Source organism: Embleya sp. NPDC020886 (assembly GCF_044333915.1).
Classification (GTDB): domain Bacteria; phylum Actinomycetota; class Actinomycetes; order Streptomycetales; family Streptomycetaceae; genus Embleya.
In genome coordinates this window covers 22,776-44,955 of sequence record NZ_JBIRRX010000007.1, presented here as the reverse complement: position 1 = coordinate 44,955, position 22,180 = coordinate 22,776, and the positions used below count along the sequence as shown (strand labels likewise).

Below are 22,180 nucleotides of genomic sequence, written 5' to 3'. Positions count from 1 at the left end.
TCGCCTCGGATATGTCAGCCCATCCTCGGCTCATGGTGGAGCCGCCGGGTCGCGGCCGGGAAGACCGACACGTCGGCCTGGCATGGCCAAGTGCTCGGACTCGGTCACGTGTCCCCTGACATGTAATCGAGCAATTCTGCCGACAATATCGGTGGGAGAGCCGACTCCTGCCGGCGCTCGTAGGCGGCCGGTATCGGGCACCTTCCGTGTACGCGGCATGAAGGGCAACACGTGGACCGAGATCTCGGGTAGATCCGTCATAGTCCGAAGATGACGGAATCGGCGCACCATAACCGCCTCGCCGCCCACCGGTCGCAGCAGCACGGACTTGTCGCGTCATTCGCAGGTGAAGACGCTCTTCGAGTGCTCGGGTCCCTACGCACGGAGAAGTGCCTCGGCATAGTCCTCCGTCCGAAGCAGCCCGGGCACAACGTGCGCCATGTACTGCCGGATTCGGGTTGCCTGCTCCGCAAGCTCCATGAGCCGCCTCACCCAGTCCGGAATGGACCCGCGGTACAAGTAGCCCCAAAGGTCGATCAGTAGCCCGTCGGCGTTCAGCGCCGCGTCCAGGTCGGCGGCCTGCTGTTCCGTCGGCGGGTGGCCCGGAGCCTGTTCGATCTGCCCGACGCGCGAGTAGTGCATGCGGTTGGCGGCAAGTGCCGACTCGGCTTGCGTCATCCCCGCGCTCAATCGCAGCCTTGCCACGCGTTCGCCGGGCCGTCCGCTTGCCGGGCGTATCCGACGACGTCCGGGGGCAGGTCGAGGCAATGGCCGGCACGCGCGTGCGCGAGGCACATCGCCACCGCAGGGCCGCGCCATGAGCGCCGACCCGTGCGGCACGTCCCGCCGTCGCTTCGCCGGGCCCGGGCCCGGGAGTTCCGATCCGGGCGCGGAAGTCGTACGGGTCGTCAGGCGCGACGAGCGCAACGACGCGCCACCGATCCGCCGCGCAATCGAGCCGGCCGGCCGCGTACGAATGATCGATGCCACCCGGCACCCGGGCCAACCGGCCGGCGACGTGATCGCGCTCGACGATTTCGCGCCCGGCCGCGCGGTATCCGTCCAGCCGACCGACGGCGGCCTGTTCCGGGCACGCCGGATTCACGAAGTCGAGCACGCACCACCACACCACTGGGCATTTTCGCTGCACCGCAAAGGAACTCCACACCCCATCCACTCATTTGCGTAGCCCCCCGACTACGGAAAGTGCCATCTCGCCATCCCGATCGGCGAAATGGGGTGTCTGGGGCGAACGCGTGCGACACAAAAGCGCAACGAGAGGTTTCCACTGGAAATCTCGGCTGCCCATGTCGTTGGAACACCGATAGGTTGTGCGCTTCCAAGGCTCCGCGTGTCCGGTTCTCCGGATCTCCGCGCCTTCAACGCTCCGCATACCCCTGGGGGATCCCGCACGCCATGACCATGCCGTTCCAGAACGAAACGCAGCTCATCATCCGTCAGAATTTCCGCCCGATCGTGAACCAGTACGTGGTCCACCTGGTCGGTCCGGACGGGAAGCACGGACCGGTGATCGCGTTCGCACAGCAAAAGCGCGGCAAGCTCAAGGAAGAGGTCATCCTCTACACGGATGACACCAAGACCACCGAACTCGCCCGCTTCAAGGCGCGCCAAATGCTCGACGTACGCGCCCAGCACGACGTGACCGGCGTCGAGGGCACCAACCTCGGCATGTTCTCGAAGGACTTCAAGAAGTCCCTCCTGCGTTCCACCTGGAACCTCGAACGCCCGGACGCCGCCAAGGCCGTCGGCCAGGAGCGCAGCCTCTTCGGCGCGATCCTGCGCCGCGTGTGGGGCTTCATACCCGTGGTCGGCGCCTGGCTGCCGGCCCCCACGTACCACTTCGACTTCGTCGACGAGAGCGGCAAGCCCGTCCTGACCGTCGAGCGCCAGATGAAGCTGCGCGACCAGTACCTGGTCAAGCTCCCCGACTCCACCATGGACCGCCGCCTCGCCATCAGCGTCGCAGTAGCCATGGACGCCATCCAGAACCGCTGACCAACCCCGGCGCACACCCGCCACCCCTCCCCCACGCGCGCCGACCGCCCCCGAACCGGCCGGCGCGCGCGGGCGGGGAAAGTAGCCCCCTGCGGCGGCACCGGAAATGCACCCACGAGGATGTCGGCTTCAAGGCCCGCGGCCGGGTCGGGAAATGCCCTCGAAGTCCGGCCGGAGATTCCCAGCGAGCGGGAACCCGTGTGGCATTCGATGCCCGAAAGCGAGTGGGAGTCGCCGGGATCGGTGCTGCGATGATCGCGGACGATGCCGGGTGTCCGGGAAGCTGAAGCCGAGCAGTCGCTCGGCGCGGCCGGACCCGTCGTCCGCCGAGTAGACCGAGACGGCGACGACGTCAGCCCCACCGGCGAACCGAGCGGGGGGTTGACGTCTCGGCCGTTCGGGCCGGCGGAGCACTTGCCGCCGGCCGGACGGGACCATCACTCGAAGCGCCCGGTCCGACAGGTGCCACCGGTAGTGGTGACGCCGTTCGTCGCGCATCCTGCCGCCCGAAGGTTCGGGACTCAACTCGCTGCGGGGCCGTTGCCGAGGATGATGGTCATGACTTCGTCGCAGGCGAAGAGACGACCGTAGGAGCGTCCGGTGGTCTCGCGCAGGAGACCGTGCTCCACCGGCTTGCCCACCGCTGTATTGGCCGCCGCATACGTCACGGAGTGTCGACCGGCAGCTTCGGTGGGGCTGATGATGGGATAGCCGATCAGTTCGTCCGCGATGTCGAGTGCCACACCTTTGACCTTCGCCGTGCGCAACCGGCTTTGCACCCGTTCTCTGAACGTCAGAAGGTCCTCGATGCGAGCGACCGTATCGGCTGCCTGATCGATTACCGCCCGGCAGAAGAATTGCGTCCAATCGTCGAAATCTCCGGTTTGACTAACGCGTAGAAGTAGATCCTTGTATTGCTCTCGGTGACGCTCCAGCCACGGGGAGACGTTGAACACCGGGTAGTGGAGTGCACCGGCGGTGGTAAGCATGAGGACGACGATCAGACGGCCCAGGCGGCCGTTGCCATCGCTGAACGGGTGAAGCGTCTCAAATTGGTGGTGAGCCAACGCCGTCTTGGCGATCAGTGGAATGTCGTCATCGGCGTTGATCCATTTATCCCAGTCGCTTACGCCGTTCTCCAGGTGGCTGCCGTGGGGAGGCGGTACGAAGCGGGCTTGCTCGATCCCCCCATACCGCTCGCCGATGTAGACCTGCCGTTGGCGTAGCCGACCCGCGTCGTAGCTGTCGCCTCGAGTCCCCTTGACAAGGACGGCCTGCAACTCGCGGCCTTCGAGGTGACTCGTCGCGTTCAGGTGGCGAGGCTCGTGCGGCGAACGCGTGACAGGTCGAGATGGCTCGACCGTTCTCCGGGCCACACCGCGAACAAGCGCGACTCGCCGGCGACCGCGCGCTTGTATGCCTCGGTGCCGGCTCCGTGCGACATGAGGTCGTCGTTGTGCACCTCGATGTAGCACGCTCACGGCGCGACGCCGTGCGAGGGGTTCGTCACTGATTCGCCAAGCCGGGCTGCGCCCGGCCGGCAATGCAGCCAAGCGTTATCCGATCGAGACGGAAATCGAAAACCTACTACCTAGTGCGGGAACGGTCCCGCTGGCAGTATTCCCGGCGCTTGTCTATGTCATCGCAGTTGACATAGATGCATCCCCGCCTCGCCGACAGCGGTCGGTCCCCGCCGGACCGGCTGCCCGAAACCGGGCCCACCACGCGGCGACTCCCAGGAATGACCGGTGACTTCCCTATGAGCCACACCCCTCTCGGCGTCGACGCCGACGCCGCCGTCCCACCCGACGGCAAGTCCCGACCGGCACCCGCAGGCGACCCCGGGACCGCCCGCCTGGCCCCGCTCTACCTGACGCTGCCGCTGGCCAACGTCGCGCTGTGGCTGGTGTGGATGGGTGCCGGGTCGTACCTGATCCCCAAGCAGGTCATGGAGATCACCGGCGGCACCGACCCGGACGCGATGAAGAACGCCGTGGCCATCGGAGCCGCGCTCGCCGCGCTCGGCAACCCGCTCTTCGGGCAGTTGTCCGACCGCACCAGGTCGCGCTTCGGCCGCCGCGGGCCGTGGGTGTTGTTGTGCGCCGGGCTCGGCGCCCTCGCGCTGTGCGGTCAGGCCAAGGCCGACTCGATCCTCACCCTCGGCCTCACGTGGGGTGCCGTCCAGTTCATCCTGAACGGCTACCAGGCCGGCATCACCGCGGCGATGCCCGACCGGGTGCCACCCGCCAAGTACGGCGTGTTCTCCGGCCTGATCGGCGTCGCCACCCCGATCAGCATCCTCATCACCGCGTTCGTCATCGGTGGCGTCGACATGTCCGAGCTCGGCGTGGACAAGGTGATCGGCGGCTTCGACGGCAGGTTCGCCGGTCCCAACGGCTACTACCTGCTGGCCGCGTCGATCGTGGTCGCGGCACTGCTGTTCGTCGTCCTGTCGCCCGAGACGTCCTCGAAGGACATGACGGTCGAGAAGTTCGACCTCAAGGCGTTCCTGGCCGGCTTCTGGGTCGACCCGCGCAAGCACCCCGACTTCGCCTGGGCGTTCGTGTCCCGGTTCGGCGTCATGGCCGGGTACTTCATCACGCTGATCTACAGCTACTTCATGCTGATCGACTACGTGCACGTCCCGCTCGAGGACGTCGACGGGGTCAACGGCTACCTGCTGGTCGTCAGCGCCGTCGCGACCGTCGTCGCGTCGCTGATCATCGGCAAGATCGCCGACCGGGTCCGCAAGGTCAAGCCCTTCGTGCTGGCGTCCGGCATCGTCTCGGGCATCTCACTGATGATCCCGATGTGGTGGCCCACCGTCACCGGCCTCGCGGTGTTCAACATCCTCAACGGTTTCGCGTTCGGCATGTACCTCGCGGTCGACATGGCCCTGATCACCCAGGTGCTGCCGGACGGCCGCGACGCCGGCAAGGACATGGGCCTGATCAACATCGCCAACGCGGCCCCGCAGGTCGCGGCCCCGTTCGTGGCGTCCTGGATCGTGGACGCGGGCGGCTACGACCTGATGTTCCAGGTCGCGGCGGCGATCAGCATCGTCGGGGCCCTCCTGGTGGTCAAGGTCAAGCACGTGCACTGAGCACCACGTGCGGCAGCCCGCGTCGGAGCGGGTGGGGCGCCCCGGTCGGCATGGCGCGGTGACTTGCCACCCGACCGGGCGCTTGCCCATCCGCACCGACCACCGACCCGGTGACGTCTTGTCGTCCGGAGCCGCCGCGCCCCTTCACCACGAACCCCGCCCCGATATCCGAAGGGCTGGACACGCGTACCTATTGGGTCGCGGCGCGGGCGGCGATCCTTCCGGCTTTGTCGGCATGGAAGAGGGCGTCGTTGTAGTGGCAGCCGGACGGCACCCACTCGAAGGTCTTCTCCTGGGAGAACTTGTAGTACAGCGCGCGGCGGCCGGCGCCCGGGCCGGTCGGCGGCGGGGTGCTGTGCATGATGTCGCCGAAGTGCAGGGTGAGGTCGCCGGGCTCGGTCTCGATCCTGACCACGGGCAGGTCGCCCTCCTCGCCCCACTTCAGCCAGTGGTTGGCGTGGCGGTGGGAGCCGGCCAGGACCATGAGTTGCCCGTTGGCGGGGTTGGCGTGGTCGAGTTGGATGCCGGCCTGGATCAACGGGCACAGTGCGGGGTGGCCGCCGATGCCGTCGTCGGTGTGCCAGCCCAGGTTGCCGTCGCCCTTGACCAGGTCGGAGGACTTGACGAACACCATCGGGCCGTCGAGGCGATCGTCACAGACGCGGAACCCGGCGTCGGCCAGGCGGGCGAGTTCGGTCATGCGGGGCTCGAAACACAGCTCCTGGAGTACCTCGGAGTGGCGACCGAGGTAGTTGATCCGGGTGACGACCTCTTCCCCGTCGCCGTTGAGCGACCACCACGAGAAGCGGTCGCCCGGGGTGGTTCGGGAGCGTACGTGCTCGACCTCCGCGGCGAACCGGGCCACCTCGGCCTCGGCATAGACGCCCTTGACGTGCAGGAAGCCCGTGGTGTCGAGGAAGTGCCGCATCTCCTCGCGGTTGCCGTCGGCGGGGAAGCTGCGACGCAGGTCCAGCGGTTTGCCGTCGCGGTCGACCAGGGTCTCCCGGACGGCGTTGGTGTAGATGGGCCGCCCGGTCAGCAGGGCCCGGGTGGCCGGCTCCCACCGTTTCCAGTCCTGGAGGGTGCCGCGCACGACCTCCGCGCGCTCGGTCCGCACACAGCCGGTGGCGGTCAGGAGCTCGTTGACGTACTCGGAGAAGGTGGGCTCGTCGAGTTCGATCACGGTGGCCGCGCCCGCGTCGCCCTCGACCGCCTCGACCCCCTTCGGCCCCGCGATCCACGTGTAGGCACGACCGTCGGGGAGGCGGAACGCCAGTGGCGGCACGCCGTCGAGGTCGTCGACGAAGAGGTCGCGGTGTTCGGCACCGAGCGCGGGGAGGTGCACGGTGTGGAACCGGCCGAACGAGTGGCGGGGAAAGGAATCCGCGATCGCCTCGACCCAGGGAAGGCCGGTGCCGGTGGTGTCGGCGCCCATGGTGACGCTCCTCATCGTGTTACCATGTAACATGATTGTGTTTCCTGGTGAGGATAGGAGCGCCTAGTGTCCTCGGTCAAGGAAATCCGGTCGGTGCGGAACGCGTGCCGGCTTCTCGAAGAGGTGGCCCGGCAGCAGCCGACCGGGGTCAGCGATCTCGCGCGGATCACCGGGATCGACAAGAGTGCCGCTCATCGGCTCGCGGTGACCCTCAACGCCGCGGGGTGGCTGCAGCGCACCGCGGACGGTCGCTGGTACCTCGCCCCCAAGCTGCTCGCGGTGCTGCGCGAGTCCTCCTCGATGTCGCTCGCCGAGAGCGCCCGCCCGTTGCTGGAGGCCGCCCGGGACGCGACCGGGGAGACCGCGATGCTGGTGGTCCCGGAGGGCAATCGGCTCCTGATCGCCGATGTCGTCGAAAGCGGTCACACGCTGCGCGTCTCGGTCACCGTCGGCTCGGAGATGCCGGCGAGGTCGAGCTCGGCGTTGCGTGCGATCGCGGCCCGCCTGCCCGCGGAACAATTGCCGGCCTGGCGTCGCGTCGATCCCGAACTCACCGACCAGGCCCTTCGGGCCACCCGAGAGCGCGGGTGGGGCCTGAACGACAACGAGGTGTCCGACGGCACACGCGCCGTCGGTGCGGCGCTGTGCGGCGCCGACGGCCTGCCGATCGCCGCGCTCGTGGTGGTCGGCCCCTCGACCCGCTTCGACAGAGAACTGATGCCGCCCCATGGCGAGTTGGTGGCCCGCCTCGCCGGCGACTGGGACGGACGTTGACGGCCCCGGAAACCCGGTGCGGGTGTGCGTCGTTCGATCGGGCCGGGTTGCGCCCTGACGGGTGAGCTGCGGCCCTCGCTCGCTCCGCCGCGGTCGTTGTGGCGCGCCGGGCCGGCCGACCCCTGTCCGCATGCAACGAACAAGGGTTGAGCGGGAGTTCGGGCCCGGTGGGGTGCCGGCGGCTGCGGGGGTTGTACTCCTGGCGGGGTGTCAGTCTTCGTCCGGGACCAGGACCGGGGTGTCGCGTTTGAGGACTTCGCCGCGGAAGAAGGCCGGACTCTTGAGGCGTTGGAGTTCCATCAGGATCGCGCCGAGGACCAGCAGGCCGACGCCGATGATGAAGACGCTGCCGACGCCCGCCACCCGGTTGCCGTCGCCGTAGTTCGGGTCGGCCACGTCCACCAGCGTCTTGAGGAAGATCGCGCCCAGCATCAGGCCGCCGAGCGCGGGCAGTACGCCCTTGATCATCGTCTCGTGGAGGTTGCGGGAGAGGTCCTTGCGGAAGTACCACACGCAGGAGAACGCGGTCAGCGAGTAGTAGAAGCAGATCATCAGGCCCAGCGCGTAGATCGTGTCGGTGAGCACGTTCTCCGACAGGATCGTCATGATCGTGTAGAACGCACCGGTCGCGACGCCGGCCGAGATGGTGGCGAACCCCGGTGTCCTGAAGGTGGGATGCACGCGCGAGAACACCTTGGGCACCGCCTCGTACGCGCTCATCGACAACAGCGTGCGCGCGACCGGGATGAAGGTGGTCTGGAGGCTGGCGACCGAACTGGCCAATACCGCGACGAACATCAGGATGCCCAGGCCCGAACCCATCACCGGGTCGGCCAGCTTGGCGAAGATGTTGTCGTCCTCGTCGTTGTTCAGGCCCAGTCCGGTGGTCCCGGTGCCCGCGTACATCAGCGTCGCGACACCGGTCATCAGGTAGGCGACCACGATGAACAACACCGAGATGATCGCGGCCCGGCCCGGCACCTTGGGGCCTCCGGCGGTCTCCTCGTTGATGCTCAGGGCGGTGTCCCAGCCCCAGTACATGAAGATCGACAAGGACAGACCCGCGGTCAGCGCGGTGAAGCCGCCGTCGATGGAGAACGGGTTGAACCAGTCCCAGGAGAACGGGATCGACGTGGGCACGTCGCCGGCCGTGGCCTTGGTGATCGCCATCACGACGAACAACGCGAGCACCGCGAGTTGCAGGGCCACGAGCACGTACTGGACCCGCTTGGTGACGGTCATCCCGCGATAGCTGATCGCGGTGGCGATCGCGATGAAGGCCAGGCACGTGGGCACGTGCACCAGCTTGTTGTCGTCCAGGTTCCGGACCCAGTCGCTGTCGAACGCCTCACCGAGCGCGAGGTAGAAGAACGACGTACCGATGCCGGCCAGGTTGGACAACACGATGACGGTCGCCATCACCAGACCCCAGCCGCACATCCAGCCCACGCGCGGGCCGAACGCCTTGACCGTCCAGGTGAACGAGGTGCCGGCGTCCGGCACCGCCTTGCTCAGCTCGCGGTACGCGAACGCGACGAGCAACATCGGGACGAAGCCGACCAGGAAGATCGCCGGAGCCTGCGTGCCGACCTTGTTGACCGTGGGCCCGAGCGCGCCGGTGAGGGTGTACACGGGCGCCACCGTGGAGATGGCGACGACCACGCTCCCGAGCAGCCCGATGGAATTTCGGCGCAGGCCCTTGTCCTTGAGATCCGACTCCGGGAGGTAGTGCGACTCCCCTACCCGGTGGTGCTTGTCGCCCCTCTGGCGCACGTGCTCGTTACTCACAAGTGAACAGACTAAGTCAGGATGAAACGACTTTTGACCAAGGAGGTCACGAACGATCCGGTGAGTCGCTCATGTCACTCGTTGGGGCTTTCCGGGCCGCGCCGGGCGTCACCGACTCCGAGCATCCCGGAGAGCAGTTCGACGACCCCGACCCGGATGTCGGCCCGCGACGGCGGCGTCGCCCAGCCCGCGCCGGCGATCGCGTCGAACATCACCCCCTCACACCACGCGACCACGAAGCGGCCGTGCCGCTCGGGCGCCGTCGAACCGAGCGCGGCGAGCATGCCGACCGCCGCGCCCCGGAACGCGGCGCCCGCCTCGTCGTACATCGTGCGCAGCTCGGACCGGCGGGTCGCCTCCAGGGCCAGTTCGTAGCGGGCGATCTTCTGGTCCCGCCCGCTCCGGATCGCGGCGCTCACGATCGTCGCGACCAGGTCGGCGACGCCCGCCACGTCGCTCGGCAGCGCGAGGTGCACCTCGCCGTCGGCCAATATGGGCGCGAACTCGCCCGCTTCCAGCACGGTCATCCGCGCGAGCGCCACCTCCAGGAGCGCGGCGCGCGTGCGCGCGTAGTACGACGTCGATCCGGGCGGCAGCCCCGCGCTCTCGTCGACGGCGCGATGGGTCAGGCCGCGCATGCCGCGCTCGACGAGCAGGCGGATCGCGGTGTCGCCGATCAGGACGAGGCGGTCCGGACGGTCGGGGCTGGTGCGCTTCGCGGTGGTCACGCGGGCCAGCCTGCCATGCGTCCGCTACGGCTGTAGAGATTCACCCTCTACGGCCGTAGAGATACCTCCACTACAGCCGTAGAGGAAATGGCCACTACGGATGTAGAGTCGGCATCACGGCCTCTACACCTGTAGTGGATGCGAAGGCGCGGACGTCGACACCGACATCCGCATCGACATCGGGGGAACCATGTCCGTCACCAAGCCCGAAGCGATCGTCGTCGGCGCCGGCCCCGGCGGACTCACCGCCGCGATCGCCCTGCACCGCCGGGGCTGGTCCGTGCTCGTCCTGGAACGCGCCGCCACCCTGGAGCCGATCGGCGCGGCCATCGCCGTCGCCCCCAACGGGCTGCGCGCGCTGGACGCCGTCGACGCGGGCAGGCAACTTCGCGACTCGGCCGCGATCCGGGGCGCCGCGACGCTGCGTCGGCCGGACGGGCGGGTGCTCGCGCCCACCAGCGCCGGGGCGTTCGTCGAGCGCTTCGGCGAGCCGATGGTGGTGGCGCCGCGGGCGGAGCTGATGCGGGTGTTGCTCGCGGGCCTGCCGGGCGACGCGCTGCGCACCGGCACGACGGCGGCCGGCGTGCGACCGGGCGGCGCGGACCGGCGCGCGTCGGTGACCACCACGACCGGCGAGACCCTGACCGCCGACCTCGTGGTCGGCGCCGACGGGATCCGCTCGCCGATCCGCGGCGCGCTGTTCCCCGAGCACCCCGGTCCGCGCTACGCCGGATTCACCACCTGGCGTGCGATCGTGCCGCACGTCGAGGTCGTACCGGGCGAGACCTGGGGCCGCGGCCTGGTCTTCGGCTCGATGCCGCTGGCCGACGGCCGGGTGTACTGGTACGCGACCGCGAACCGCCCGGCCGGTGTCGTGCACGGCGACGAGCGCGCCGAACTGCTGCGCCTGTACCGGGACTTCCACGCGCCGACCCGGCAACTGATCGAGGCGGCGACGCCCGAGCAGATCCTGCACCTGGACGTGCACGAAATGGCCGAGCCGCTGCCCGCGCACCACCGGGGGCGGGTCGTGTTGATCGGCGACGCGGCGCACGCGATGACGCCCAACCTGGGTCAGGGCGGCAATCAGGCGTTGGAGGACGCGATCGAACTCGCCGACGTGCTCACCGGCGTGCCCGCCGGCAAGGTGGCCGACGCGCTGCCCGCGTACACCAAGCGACGGCTGGCACACACCTCGGAGGTGGTGCGCAAGTCGCGGCGGCTGGGGGCGATGGCACAGTGGGAGGGTCGGGGCGCCGTGGCGATCCGGGACGGACTCCTGCGGGTGGCAGGGCGCTTGGCGCCGGACGCGGCGTTGCGACCGTTGGACTCGATCCTGGGTCGGCGCTCGCCGGACGGTGCGGTCTGAGCCCCGGGAGGGCCGCCGTGTGGGTTCCGCCCACGAGGGATGCGTCGTACATTCCGTACCGGCCGGTATGTGGGTGACGGAGAGGGAACACCGTGTCGATCGATCCGCAGCTCGTGGAGTTGTTGAGTCTCATGCCGGAGGATCTGTTCGTGGGCGACGCGGCCGGCGCGCGGGCGACCATCGACGCCGGAATCGGGCTGCTGCCGGTGATGACCGAGCTGGCCCGGGTCGAGGATCGCACCATCGCGGGCGCCGAGGACGACCGGCCCGTGCGGGTGTACCGGCCCTCGGCGGAGCCCGATCTGCCGGTGACCGTGTTCTTCCACGGCGGCGGATTCGTGATCGGCGGCCTGGACAGCCACGACGCGCTGGCCCGGCGGATCGCCCGGCACGCCGAGTGTGTGGTGATCTCGGTGGACTATCGGCTCGCCCCGGAACACCCGTTCCCGGCCGCGATCGAGGACGCCCTCGCCGCCTACCGGTGGGTGCTCGACCACGCCGCCGAATGGGGCGTCGATCCGAGCCGGATCGCGCTGGCCGGGGACAGCGCGGGCGCCACCCTGTCCGCGACCACCTGCCTGCTGGCACGCGAACACGGCCTTCCCCAACCGGCGTTGCAGATGTTGTGGTATCCGGCAACGGGCGTCGAGGGCACCGCGTCACGGATCGAGAACGCGCACGCGCCGCTGCTCTCGGCCGCCTCGATCGCCTGGTTCATGGCGCACTATCTCGGCGGACGCGGACTCGACGAACTGGGCCCGTACGCCGCGATCGGCACCATCGAGGACCTGTCCGGCCTGGCCCCGGCGCACGTGGTCCTGGCCGGTCACGATCCGCTGCGCGACGAGGGCGCGGACTTCGCCGAGCGGCTGCGCGCGGCGGGCGGCACGGTGGAGTGCGAGCTGTTCGAGGACATGGTGCACGGCTTCATGAGCTTCGTGGACCTGGTCCCGCGCTGCGCGGAGTGCGCCTCGGGCTCCTTCGCGGCGCTGCACAAGGCACTGCACCCGTAACGCTGTCGCGCCGGGCACCGCACCTGCGGCGGTGCCGATCAAGGCCCGGCGCCCGCCGCCCCCGGGCGCCGCCTCCCGGGGCGCCCCGCCGGCGGCGTCAGCGCGACGGCAGGATCAGCAGTTCGTCCGTGCCCGGCCGACGCAGCACGTCCACGGGATGGCCGTACAGCTCGGACAACACCGGCGCGGTGCACACCTCTTCCGGCGGGCCGCACCCGACCAGGCGGCCCCGGGCGAGCAGGGCGATCCGGTCCGCGTAGGCGGCGGCCAGGTTGAGGTCGTGCAGCACGATCACCACCGCGTCGCCTCGACGGGCCCGGTCCCGGGCCAGCCGCAGCACGTCCTCGGTGTGCTTGAGGTCCAGGGCGGCGGTGGGCTCGTCGAGGAAGAGTACGGGCGCGCCCTGCGCGAGCACCCGGGCCAGCGAGACCCGGGCCCGCTCGCCGCCGGACAAAGACGGGTAGACCCGGTCGGCCAGGTGCGCCACGTCCGTCTCGGCCAGGCACCGGGCCACGATCGTGTCCTCGGACTCGTCGCTCGGCAGCCCCGCGTGCGGCGCGCGGCCCATCCGGACCACCTCGTCCACGGTGAACGGGAAGGACAGCGTGACGCTCTGCGGCAACACCCCGCGACGCAGCGCCAGATCGCGCTGCGAGTAGTCGGCCAACGCCCGATCGGCGATCCGCACGGTGCCGTGATGCGGCGTCAGGTCGCCGGTGAGCAGGCCGAGCAGGGTGGACTTGCCCGCGCCGTTGGGGCCGAGCACCGCGACGATCTCGCCGTGGCGCACGGTCAACGAGACGCCGTCGACCAGGTTGCGGCCGGCGATGCCATAGGTGACGTCCTCCGCTTCGACGCCGATCGTGCCGATTTCGGGCGCGCTCGCAAGCGCCGCGGTCCGGTTCCGGGCGAGCAGCCTCATCAGGCCCAACCTCCTTGCCGGGAACGGGTCCTGCGCAGCAGCCACAGGAAGAACGGGGCGCCGATCAGCGCGGTGAGCACGCCGAGCGGAACCTCCTTGGGCATCGCGATGGTGCGCGCCGCGAGGTCCGCACCGACGGTGACCAGCGCGCCGAGCACGGCGCTCGCGGGCAGCAGCAGCCGGTGTCGCGGGCCGGCGATCAGCCGGATGATGTGCGGAACGACCAGGCCGACGAAGGTGATCACGCCGGCCGCGGCGACGGCCGCGCCGACCAGGGTGGCGCTGAGCACGACCACCACGATGCGCACCCGTTCGGTGTCCACGCCCAGGTGTCGGGCGCCGCGTTCGCCGAGCGCCATGATGTCGAGCGCGCGGGCGTACCGGGGCAGGATCAGCAGGCCGACGAGCGCGAACGGCGCGAGCGCGCCGATGATCTTCCAGCTCGCGCCGCCGACGCTGCCCAGGTTCCAGAAGGTGATGCTGCGCAGTTCGGCGTCGTCGGCGACGAAGGTGAACAGCCCGATCGCGGCGCCGGCCAGCGCGTTGATCGCGATGCCGGTCAGCACCAGGGTGACCACCTCGGTGCGGCCGTCCGCACGCGAGAGCAGATAGACGAACAGCGTGGTGAGCAGGCCGCCGGCGAAGGCGAACGCGGTCACCGTCCAGGAGCCGAACGTGGACACGCCCAGCACGATCGCGCCGACCGCGCCCAGTGCCGCACCGGAGGACACGCCGATCACGCCGGGCTCGGCGAGCGGGTTGCCGAACACGCCCTGCATCGCGGCCCCGGCGCAGCCCAGGCACGCGCCGACCATGATGCCCAGCACGATGCGCGGGAAGCGGATGTTCCACAACACCGCCTCGTTGGCCTGTGAGACGTGGCCGACGTCCAGGCCCAGATGTCGCAGCGCCGAGGAGAGCACCTGGTCGGAGGGGATGTCGAAGGCCCCCATGCCGGCCGAGACGATGCTCGTGACCAGGAGCAGCAACAACAGGGTCGGCATCAGCCAACGGCCGTGCCGACGCGGCGCGGCGGTGACCGGGGTCGCCGCGGTCGTCGAGGCCGCGGGGGGTACCGGGGTGGTCGTTTTCGCGAGTTCGACCACCGGCGGCAGTGAGTGCGGTTCGTCCGCGGGTTCTTGACGCTCCGTCACCGTTGCCACGGTCTCCCCCGTCCCTTCCCGTTGTTCGTGCGCAAGCGCCGGGCGGGCCGGCACGGCCCATCCGGCGCTTGCGGTCGGCGGGCCGCGGCCCGGCCGTCCCTAGCCATGCAGCAGATCGACGAGCTTGTTCAGCGCGACGCCCGCGGTCGGGCCGCCGCCGCCCAGTTCGAGGTCGTCCATCGCGACGACCTTGCGGTTCTGGCCGGCGGGCGTCTGGGCGACACCGGGCAGCTTGAGCACGCCGTCGACGCCGCCGACCGACTCCAGGCCCTTCTGGAAGACCAGGATGACGTCGGGCTTGGCCGAGACCATCGCCTCGGGGGTCAGCGCGGCGGACATCTCGACGCCCAGCTCGGTGCCGGTGTCGATGCCGCCGGCCGCGGTGATCATGCTGTCCGGGCCCAGGCCCTTGCCGCCGATCTGGTACAGGTTGGCCTGCCCGCGGATGTAGAGGAACGCCACGCGCGGCTTGGTGGTGGCCTGCGCGCCCTTGGCCTTGGCCGTGGCGATCTCGCCGGCGGTCCGGTCGGCCAGCGTCTTGCCCTTGTCCGGCACGCCCAGCGCGGTGGCGATGGTGGTGATCCGGGTGATCGCGTCCTCGGGCTTGCTGCTGTCCGGGATCAGCACGATCGGTACGCCGGCCGCCTTGAGCTGGTCGATCGCGGTGCGCGGGCCGACCGAGGCGCTGCCGATGGCGACGGTGGGCCGCTGGGCGAGGATGCCCTCGGGGTTGAGGCCGCGCGAGTTGCCGAAGGTCGGCTTGCCCTTGCTCTCCGGCAGGACGGCGCCGGAGGTGTCCACGCCGACCACGTTCGGGGCCAGGCCCAGGGCGTACACGGTCTGCGCGATGTCGCCGCCGAGCGGCACGATCCGGCTCGCGTCCTTGACGGTGACCTTGCCCATCGTGGTGTCCACGGTGGCGGGCAGCACCGAACCGGCCGGGGCCTGGTCGGCCTTGCCGTCGGACTTCTTGTCGTCGTCGCCGCACGCCGTGGCGAACGCGGTGATGGCGAGGACGGCCGCGGCCACCTTCAAGCTTGTTCGACGCAGACGCATCCGGCGGCCTTTCGGGCTGTGGAGAGAGCGGAAGGCAGGCTTCCGTTATTAGGCAAGCCTTGCCTTGTCCTACTCCGCAACCTAGAGGTGAGGCTTGCCTAACTTCAAGCCCGGATCGGGTGGACAACGTCACATGTGGGGCGTGCTCGCCGGCTCACCGGACGAGCAGGCGCGACACCGACATCGCCGGCGTCAGCGCTCGCGCCAGGCGCGGCTGTGCCGACGGATCTCGGCGGCGGAGAAGTTCTCGTGGTCCTCGCCCCACGCGGTGACCCCGTCGAAGGTCCACTCGGTGAGGCCGTTGACGGTGAACAGATTCGGATTCAGGAAGAAGCCGAGCCGGTTGTGCATGCGCCCCTCGGCGTGCAGTTCGCGGCCGAGTTCGTCGACGCCGTCCAGGACGATCCGGGTCGCCCAGCCGGTGGCGTCGTCGCGTTCGACCACCTCGCGGCGCCCCTTGGCCAGCTTGGCCCAGGTGCCGTCGCGGAGCAGGTAGCCGTGGATGGACACGCAGCCCGAGCCGAAATCCAGGGTGATGCTGTGGAAGGCGTCCCGTGCGGAGGCGGTCGCGTAGCTGTAGCCGCCGCGCTTGGCGGGCGACTGCATCAGGCCCGGACCGAACTGCGAACGCGGCCCCCACGAACGGTCCCGGAAGCCGTACGAGTCGACCGCGATCTCCTCGCCGCGCAGCACCACCGTGCCGGTGTACCGCCCGGGCTGGTCCACGTGCTTGTCCCCGAGGTAGTGCGGCGGCAGCACCCCGGTGAAGGTCAGGTCGACGTGGATCTCGTCGCCGCCGTCCGGATCGTCGTAGCCGATCTCGTACACCGCCTGCGGCCGCACGCAGCGCACCCGGAACCCGTTCGGCATGCGCAGGTCGGTCAGGTCCTGGTCCGGGATCGGCAGGTGCCAGAAGTTCTTGGCGTAGACCGCCTCGTGCGGGTGTTGCCCACTGTCGTCCCAGAAGTACGCGCCACCCGCCGCGACCCCCTGGTTCGCCCGGAAGAACGGATAGAGCTGTCCGGACAGCCGCTTGTGCGGCACCGTGAAGGTGAACCAGGAGGTCTCCGACCAGTACGGGTCGTCGCTGGTCGGGGGGTGGAACCGGTCGTCGGGGTGGTGCTCGATGTGGTCCGCGGCGTGCTGCTCGGCCGGATCTGCGGCAGCCTGCTCGGCGTGCGGCTCGGTGTGCTCGGTGGTCATGGCCAACGGGTACTACGGGTGCTTGGCCGAGTCAATGATTATGGCCGTCGAACCCGGTCGGTGATCATCCCCGGAGGCCGACCTCCACCATGAGCGGGCCCTCCGCCGGCACCGGATCGATACGGGCGATGTGTCCGGCCGCGCGCAGGTCCGTCTCGATCAGGGCCACCCGGGCCAGGTCGGCCGGGTCGCCGGTGACCGTGAGCACCGCCACCTCGGCGCGCATCGAGACCTGCGCGGCGGACTTGGCCTTGCGCACGCCGGCGATCAGTTCGGACGCGATGCCCGGCAACGCCCGGTCGGCCGCCGGTGCTTGCGGCGCGGGCCAACCCGCCCGATGCACCGAGCCGGGCTGCCACCACGACCACACCTCCTCGGTCGCGAACGGCAACACCGGCGCGAGCAGTCGCAGCAGTACGGACAGCGCACTCGCGAGTGTGGCCCGAGCCGACTCGGCACCCGCCGCCGAACCGGCCTCGCCGTACGCACGGGCCTTGACCAACTCGACGTAGTCGTCGCAGAAGTACCAGAAGAACCGCTCGGTGCGCGCCAACGCCCGGGCGTAGTCGTAGTCCTCGAACGCCTCGGTCGCCGCGCGGGCCACCTCCGCCAACTCGGCGAGCAGGGCCAGGTCGAGCGGTTCGCACACCGCGGCGGGGGCTTCGGTCGGGTCGGGTGCCCCGGCCGCATCGGGTGCGTGGGCGGCGTCGGGTGCCCGGGCCGCGCCGATCGAGAGCACGAACCGGCCGACGTTGAGCAGCTTGATCGCGAGCCGCCGGCCGACCTTCATCTGGCCGACGTCGAACGCGGTGTCCACCCCGGGCCGGCCGCTCGCCGCCCAGTAGCGCACCGCGTCCGAGCCGTGTTGCGCGAGCAGGTCGACCGGAGTGACCACGTTGCCCTTGGACTTGGACATCTTCTTGCGGTCCGGGTCCAGGATCCAACCGGAGATCGCCGCGTGTGCGAACGGCAGGCTGTGGTTCTCCGCATCCGCCCGCACCACGGCGGAGAACAACCAGGTACGGATGATCTCGTGCGCCTGTGGGCGCAGGTCCATCGGGAAGACCCGGGCGAACAGATCCTCGTCGCGCCCCCAACCGCCCGCGATCTGCGGCGTGAGCGAGGACGTCGCCCACGTGTCCATCACGTCCGCGTCGCCGACGAACCCGCCCGGCTCGCCCCGCTGTTCCGCCCGGTAGCCGGGCGGCACGTCGGTGTACGGGTCGATCGGCAGATCCGCCTCGGCCGGCCGCAACGGCGTGTCGTGGCGCGGTGATCCGGTCTCGTCCAGCGGATACCACAGCGGCACCGGGACGCCGAAGAAGCGCTGCCGGCTGATCAGCCAGTCGCCGTTGAGGCCCTCGACCCAGGTGTCGTAGCGGACCTTCATGTGCGCGGGGTGCCAGGTCAACTCGGCGCCTCGGGCCAGCAGTCGGTCGCGCAGGTCCGCGTCGCGCCCGCCGTTGCGCAGGTACCACTGCCGGGTGGTGACGATTTCGAGCGGCTTGTCGCCCTTCTCGTAGAACTTGACCGCGTGCGTGATCGGTTTCGGTTCGCCGACCAGTTCGCCGCTCTCGCGCAACATCGCCACGATCCGCTCGCGCGCGGTGAACACAGTCGCGCCGGCCAGGCGGGCGTACGCGCGGACCGCCTCGGGGGTGTCGAGCCCGGCCGGTGGATCGCTCCGGAAGCGGCCGTCCCGACCGAGCACGGCCCGTGTGTTCAGGCGTAGTTCACGCCACCAGGTGACATCGGTGGTATCGCCGAACGTGCACACCATGGCGATCCCGGAACCCTTCTCCGGGTCGGCCAGCGGATGCGCGTAGACCGGCACCGGCACCCGGAACAGGGGGGTGCGCACGCTGCTCCCGAACAGGTGGGCGTAGCGCGTGTCGTCGGGATGCGCGACCAGTGCGACGCACGCGGGCAACAACTCCGGCCGGCTGGTGGCGATTTCCAGCGCGTCGCCGGTCGGCCCGCGAAACACCAGTCGGTGGAAGGCACCGGGACGCTCCCGGTCCTCCAACTCGGCCTGGGCGACCGCGGTGCGGAAGGTGACGTCCCACAGCGTGGGCGCCTCGGCCGGATAAGCCTCGCCGCGCTCCAGGTTGCGCAGGAAGGCCCGCTGGGAGGCGGTGCGCGAAGCCGTGTCGATGGTCTGGTAGGTCATCGTCCAGTCGACGGACAAGCCGAGCAGCCGCCACAGTTCCTCGAACGCCTTCTCGTCCTCGTGGGTCAGTTGCTCGCAGAGTTCGATGAAGTTCCGGCGGGAAACGGGGATTTGCCGGCCGGCCGACTTCTTGTCCGGCTTGTCGTCCGACTTCCCGTCCGGCTGCTCGGGCGGCACGAAGTCGGCGTCGTAGGGCAGCGCGGGGTCGCAGCGCACGCCGAAGTGGTTCTGCACCCGGCGCTCGGTGGGCAGGCCGTTGTCGTCCCACCCCATCGGATAGAAGACCTCGCGTCCGCACATCCGCCGGTAGCGGGCGACGGCGTCGGTGTGGGTGTACGAGAACACGTGTCCCACGTGCAACGATCCGCTGACCGTGGGCGGCGGGGTGTCGATCGAGTAGATCTCCGCGCGGGTCCGGCTCCGGTCGAAGCGGTATACGCCCGTCTCTTCCCAGACGCGCGACCATTTCGCTTCCAGCCCGTCGAGCGTGGGCTTGTCGGGCATGCGGGGGGATCCGGAGGGGGCGACCATGCCCCCGGAGCGTACCGGGAGCCGGGGCTGGACTCGACCCGATTCCGGCGCGGCGCGGGCGTGGCGTGGCGGATCGCGGCGTTGGGGGTGCGGTGCGGTGGGTCGGCGGGCCGCCCTTCGGGGGGTGGGGCGGCCCGCCGGCCTCGGTCGGGGGTGGTCGGTCGGGTGGCGTCGGTCAGGGGTTGGTGCGCAGGGTGCCGACGAAGGTGGTCCAGGGGGTGTGGGCGAGGGTCAGCATGCCCACGGCTGGGTCCTTGCTGTCCCGGACGTCGACGGTGCCGTCCGGGTGCGGGCGAATCTCGGTGCAGTCCCCGTTCTGCATGCTGTAGGAGCTTTTGGCCCAACGGGGCGCGGTGTTCGCGGACATGGCGTTGTCGGACATGGCGTTCTTCCTACTCAGTCGGCGAGTCGCTCCGGTCGCGAGTGACTCGGTCTGCGAGGTGCTGGGCACTGGCCGCGATGAAGGCTTCGGACTCGACGGGGCTGAGGGCGATGCCCCGCAAGTCGGCGAAGACCTTGCCGTAGTGAGCGGTGTCCTGGGCTCTTTCCAGGTACGCGTGGCTGGTGATGTTCTCCAGCGAAACCACTTCCATCCCCGACGGGGGAGGGAATCCGTAGATCGAGAACGGCGTGGGGCCGCCCGGATAGGCGCCTGCCGAAAAGGGTAGTACTTGCACGGTCACGTTCGACAGTCGCGCAATTTCGATCAAGTGAACGAGTTGCTCGCGCAGAACCCGTCGTCCGCCCACTTCCTGGCGCAGCGCGGCCTCGCCGATCACCATCAGCACCTCCAGCGGCGCCGGTTCCTCGCGGGTGAGCACACGTTGTCGATCCAGCCGTACCCGGACCCGGGTGCGGCATTGTTCGTCGACCGGACCCACGGTGCCGCCGCGGATCACCGCCGTGGCGTACTCCTCGGTCTGGAACAGTCCGGGAATGATGCTCGGCTGGAACCCCAGGCAGGACGCCACCTCGGCCTCCAGGCCGATCAAGTCCAGGAAGTCCTGCGGCAGTCGATCGGCGAGGTCGCGCCACCAGCGCTGTCGACGACCCTCGCGGGCCAGCGCCAGCCAGCCCTCGCGCGCGGCCGAATCGCGTACCTCGTACAGGTCGAGCAGCGCCTTCAGATCGAGTGCGCGGATCCCGCTGCGGCCGGACTCGATCCGGCTGACCTTCGCGGGATGGCAGGAGAGGGCGTCGGCGGCGTCCTCGAGCAGCAGCGACCTGTCCTCGCGCAAGCGGCGCAGGTTGGCGCCCAGAACACGTCTGCGCACTGTGGGGTATTGCTCGGCGCCCATGGGTCCTCCCGATCCGGCAAGCCCGAACGAGGTCCGGAAACCAAGCTCGAACAACCTGAAGACCCCCGACACACGCAGATTTCCGAGGGGTCGTCCGTGTGCGCCGTCATGGTACTCATGTCCGACACGCTGCAAGTCGAGTGAGTTGTTTGACTTGCACTTATTGCGCTCACCGAGGACGCTACTTACAGCGACTCCTCGACCACTCGGCAGGGGATCCGCGAGTGACCGGTCGCGCCTTTTCCCGACCATTGGGAGGCGAGGGAACGTGCTGCAGGAGCAAGATGCCGGCGTGAACCAGGCAGGCATCGCGTGGATCAGCGCCGCCACCCGCGATCCGCGCGACACGCGGTACACCTGGCTGACCAACCCCGGCGCACGCCGCGCGGCGGACACCGGCCGGCTGTTCGACGCGGTCGTGATGCGGGCCCGACTGGGCGCCGTCGTACTGGATCTGCTCACCGCCGCGGCCGAGCCCACCGGCGCGGTGATCGCCGAGGAGCACGCGGGCAAGTGGGCCTACCTGGTCGGGCCCGGCAGCGCCGAGGTGTGGCTCGCTGCGGTCGGCCCGGCCGACGGCACGCGATACCACTACGTCGGCCACGGCGGCTGCCTCACCCTGCCCGGCCCGCGCCCCTACCCCGGCTCGTCGATGACCTGGATCGTCCCCCCGGGCCTGGGCACCAACCTGACCTGCGTCACCAGCCTGGCCGCCGTCTACCTGGCCGCCGAGGCCGCCGGACCCGACCCCCGCTCCAGACCCGGGCCCACCCCGTGACGCGCGACGCCGGTCACGGCTGGGATCGAGGGCGGACGAAGCGTCGATCGGTGGTGGGCAGGGCGGTTCGCGGGCCGGCTGCGGCCAGGACGGTGTCCAGGCAACGGGTGGGGTCGGCGGCGTAGCTGTTGCTGAACCAGGCCATGTTGGCCTCGACCACGACCCAGTGCTCCTCGGCGGAATCGGCGGTACCGGCCAGGCCGACGTCCACGACCACCGCGCCGGGCAGGTCGGCGTCCGGGTGGGCGAGCAACTCGGCCGCGAAGGAGAGTAGTTCGCCGGACCGAGGATCCTCGCTGAGCGGCAGCGGGTCGAGTCGGCCGAAGGTCGCGTAGCGCGAACCGGTGTGCACGACGCCGTCCAGTACGAACAACCGGTACTCGACGACGAATGTCCGGATCTCGCTGAGAAGGACCGGCGTCCGGCCGGGCACGGTCCGCGGCAGCCGGGTGCCGTCGGCGTACACGGCCGCCTCGAACGACTTGTCGCTCGGCGGCTTGACGAAGACCGGCGTTCGCAACCGGCGCGCCTCGTCCATGGTCGTCGCCGTGATCTCCCGCCGCGTCCAGCGCTCGGGCAGCGTGCTCAGCCAGTGGTCGGCCGGCTCCAGCAGGGCCACGTCCAGCGAATCGACCACCGTGTCGGCGAATCGGGGGCCGCCGTAGTAGGCCGCGGATCCGCGCAGGTCGGGACGCGGGCCGGCGAGCACCGCGACGGACATTCCGCGCGCGACGGCGGCCCGGGCCAACAGGTCGGCGGTCGGGGTGGTTTGGGCGGACAGGGCCAGGGTCTGGATCACGGTGGCACGTTAGGGCGTGTAGCCGAGCGGGGCG

At 70.0% G+C, this 22,180-nt stretch carries 19 protein-coding genes and 1 pseudogene; 7 read left to right on the top strand and 13 right to left on the bottom strand.

Annotated elements, in window-relative coordinates; all coding sequences use genetic code 11:
- Positions 1 to 30 precede the first annotated feature (30 nt).
- Positions 31 to 642: pseudogene (locus tag ACH4U8_RS24285) on the bottom strand (Scr1 family TA system antitoxin-like transcriptional regulator).
- Between the two features lie 175 nt (positions 643 to 817).
- On the opposite strand from ACH4U8_RS24285, the gene ACH4U8_RS24280 reads away from it, so the two are divergent.
- Together ACH4U8_RS24280 and ACH4U8_RS24275 are read left to right on the top strand one after the other, a co-directional pair.
- Positions 818 to 1,189, top strand: coding sequence for a hypothetical protein (locus tag ACH4U8_RS24280; protein WP_395780142.1), 372 nt, complete (start codon positions 818 to 820; stop codon positions 1,187 to 1,189).
- Between the two features lie 227 nt (positions 1,190 to 1,416).
- The gene (locus ACH4U8_RS24275; protein WP_360314764.1) at positions 1,417 to 2,016 is read left to right on the top strand and encodes a hypothetical protein; all 600 of its coding nucleotides are present in this window, start codon (positions 1,417 to 1,419) and stop codon (positions 2,014 to 2,016) included.
- A 521-nt stretch (positions 2,017 to 2,537) separates the two neighbouring features.
- Here ACH4U8_RS24275 and ACH4U8_RS24270 read toward each other — a convergent pair.
- Complete coding sequence (locus ACH4U8_RS24270; protein ID WP_395780140.1) at positions 2,538 to 3,296, bottom strand: Fic family protein; 759 nt, start codon at positions 3,294 to 3,296, stop codon at positions 2,538 to 2,540.
- A gap of 479 nt (positions 3,297 to 3,775) precedes the next feature.
- Between ACH4U8_RS24270 and ACH4U8_RS24265 the strand changes: the two genes are divergently transcribed.
- On the top strand, positions 3,776 to 5,119 hold the full coding sequence (locus ACH4U8_RS24265; RefSeq protein WP_395780138.1) for an MFS transporter: 1,344 nt from the start codon (positions 3,776 to 3,778) through the stop codon (positions 5,117 to 5,119).
- A gap of 190 nt (positions 5,120 to 5,309) precedes the next feature.
- Here ACH4U8_RS24265 and ACH4U8_RS24260 read toward each other — a convergent pair whose 3' ends face one another.
- Positions 5,310 to 6,569 (bottom strand): phytanoyl-CoA dioxygenase family protein, encoded by a 1,260-nt coding sequence (locus ACH4U8_RS24260; RefSeq protein ID WP_395780136.1) that lies wholly within the window; start codon positions 6,567 to 6,569, stop codon positions 5,310 to 5,312.
- 51 nt (positions 6,570 to 6,620) lie between these two features.
- On the opposite strand from ACH4U8_RS24260, the gene ACH4U8_RS24255 reads away from it, so the two are divergent.
- Positions 6,621 to 7,328, top strand: a complete 708-nt coding sequence (locus ACH4U8_RS24255) for an IclR family transcriptional regulator (protein WP_360314758.1) — start codon at positions 6,621 to 6,623, stop codon at positions 7,326 to 7,328.
- A 210-nt stretch (positions 7,329 to 7,538) separates the two neighbouring features.
- Here the strand turns inward: ACH4U8_RS24255 and ACH4U8_RS24250 are convergent, their stop codons facing one another.
- On the bottom strand, positions 7,539 to 9,101 hold the full coding sequence (locus tag ACH4U8_RS24250) for an APC family permease (RefSeq protein ID WP_360314902.1): 1,563 nt from the start codon (positions 9,099 to 9,101) through the stop codon (positions 7,539 to 7,541).
- An 89-nt stretch (positions 9,102 to 9,190) separates the two neighbouring features.
- Complete coding sequence (locus ACH4U8_RS24245) at positions 9,191 to 9,844, bottom strand: TetR/AcrR family transcriptional regulator (RefSeq protein WP_395780134.1); 654 nt, start codon at positions 9,842 to 9,844, stop codon at positions 9,191 to 9,193.
- 190 nt (positions 9,845 to 10,034) lie between these two features.
- Here ACH4U8_RS24245 and ACH4U8_RS24240 point away from each other — a divergent pair, with 190 nt between their 5' ends.
- Positions 10,035 to 11,213 (top strand): FAD-dependent monooxygenase, encoded by a 1,179-nt coding sequence (locus ACH4U8_RS24240; protein ID WP_395780132.1) that lies wholly within the window; start codon positions 10,035 to 10,037, stop codon positions 11,211 to 11,213.
- A gap of 92 nt (positions 11,214 to 11,305) precedes the next feature.
- Positions 11,306 to 12,226, top strand: coding sequence for an alpha/beta hydrolase (locus ACH4U8_RS24235; RefSeq protein ID WP_360314752.1), 921 nt, complete (start codon positions 11,306 to 11,308; stop codon positions 12,224 to 12,226).
- A 97-nt stretch (positions 12,227 to 12,323) separates the two neighbouring features.
- On the opposite strand, the gene ACH4U8_RS24230 is transcribed toward ACH4U8_RS24235, so the two are convergent.
- The 7 genes from ACH4U8_RS24230 to ACH4U8_RS24200 all read right to left on the bottom strand — a co-directional run bounded on the left by ACH4U8_RS24230 (position 12,324) and on the right by ACH4U8_RS24200 (position 20,569).
- Positions 12,324 to 13,148 (bottom strand): heme ABC transporter ATP-binding protein, encoded by an 825-nt coding sequence (locus ACH4U8_RS24230; RefSeq protein ID WP_395780130.1) that lies wholly within the window; start codon positions 13,146 to 13,148, stop codon positions 12,324 to 12,326.
- A complete protein-coding gene (locus ACH4U8_RS24225; RefSeq protein WP_360314900.1) occupies positions 13,148 to 14,254 on the bottom strand; it encodes an iron ABC transporter permease in 1,107 nt (368 codons plus the stop codon). The genes ACH4U8_RS24230 and ACH4U8_RS24225 overlap by 1 nt, the downstream gene beginning before the upstream one ends.
- Before the next feature lie 156 nt (positions 14,255 to 14,410).
- Complete coding sequence (locus ACH4U8_RS24220; protein ID WP_360314748.1) at positions 14,411 to 15,340, bottom strand: ABC transporter substrate-binding protein; 930 nt, start codon at positions 15,338 to 15,340, stop codon at positions 14,411 to 14,413.
- Between the two features lie 219 nt (positions 15,341 to 15,559).
- A complete protein-coding gene (locus tag ACH4U8_RS24215) occupies positions 15,560 to 16,570 on the bottom strand; it encodes a hypothetical protein (RefSeq protein WP_395780128.1) in 1,011 nt (336 codons plus the stop codon).
- Positions 16,571 to 16,634: 64 nt separating this feature from the next.
- On the bottom strand, positions 16,635 to 19,244 hold the full coding sequence (gene valS / locus ACH4U8_RS24210; protein WP_395780126.1) for a valine--tRNA ligase: 2,610 nt from the start codon (positions 19,242 to 19,244) through the stop codon (positions 16,635 to 16,637).
- Between the two features lie 202 nt (positions 19,245 to 19,446).
- Positions 19,447 to 19,653 carry a DUF397 domain-containing protein gene (locus ACH4U8_RS24205; RefSeq protein WP_360314742.1) on the bottom strand — a complete coding sequence of 69 codons (207 nt, stop codon included), beginning with the start codon at positions 19,651 to 19,653 and terminating at the stop codon, positions 19,447 to 19,449.
- Positions 19,654 to 19,663: 10 nt separating this feature from the next.
- The gene (locus ACH4U8_RS24200) at positions 19,664 to 20,569 is read right to left on the bottom strand and encodes a helix-turn-helix transcriptional regulator (RefSeq protein ID WP_360314740.1); all 906 of its coding nucleotides are present in this window, start codon (positions 20,567 to 20,569) and stop codon (positions 19,664 to 19,666) included.
- A 292-nt stretch (positions 20,570 to 20,861) separates the two neighbouring features.
- On the opposite strand from ACH4U8_RS24200, the gene ACH4U8_RS24195 reads away from it, so the two are divergent.
- Positions 20,862 to 21,347, top strand: a complete 486-nt coding sequence (locus ACH4U8_RS24195; RefSeq protein ID WP_360314738.1) for a hypothetical protein — start codon at positions 20,862 to 20,864, stop codon at positions 21,345 to 21,347.
- Positions 21,348 to 21,360: 13 nt separating this feature from the next.
- On the opposite strand, the gene ACH4U8_RS24190 is transcribed toward ACH4U8_RS24195, so the two are convergent.
- Complete coding sequence (locus ACH4U8_RS24190; RefSeq protein ID WP_395780124.1) at positions 21,361 to 22,146, bottom strand: ATP-grasp domain-containing protein; 786 nt, start codon at positions 22,144 to 22,146, stop codon at positions 21,361 to 21,363.
- Positions 22,147 to 22,180 lie beyond the last annotated feature (34 nt).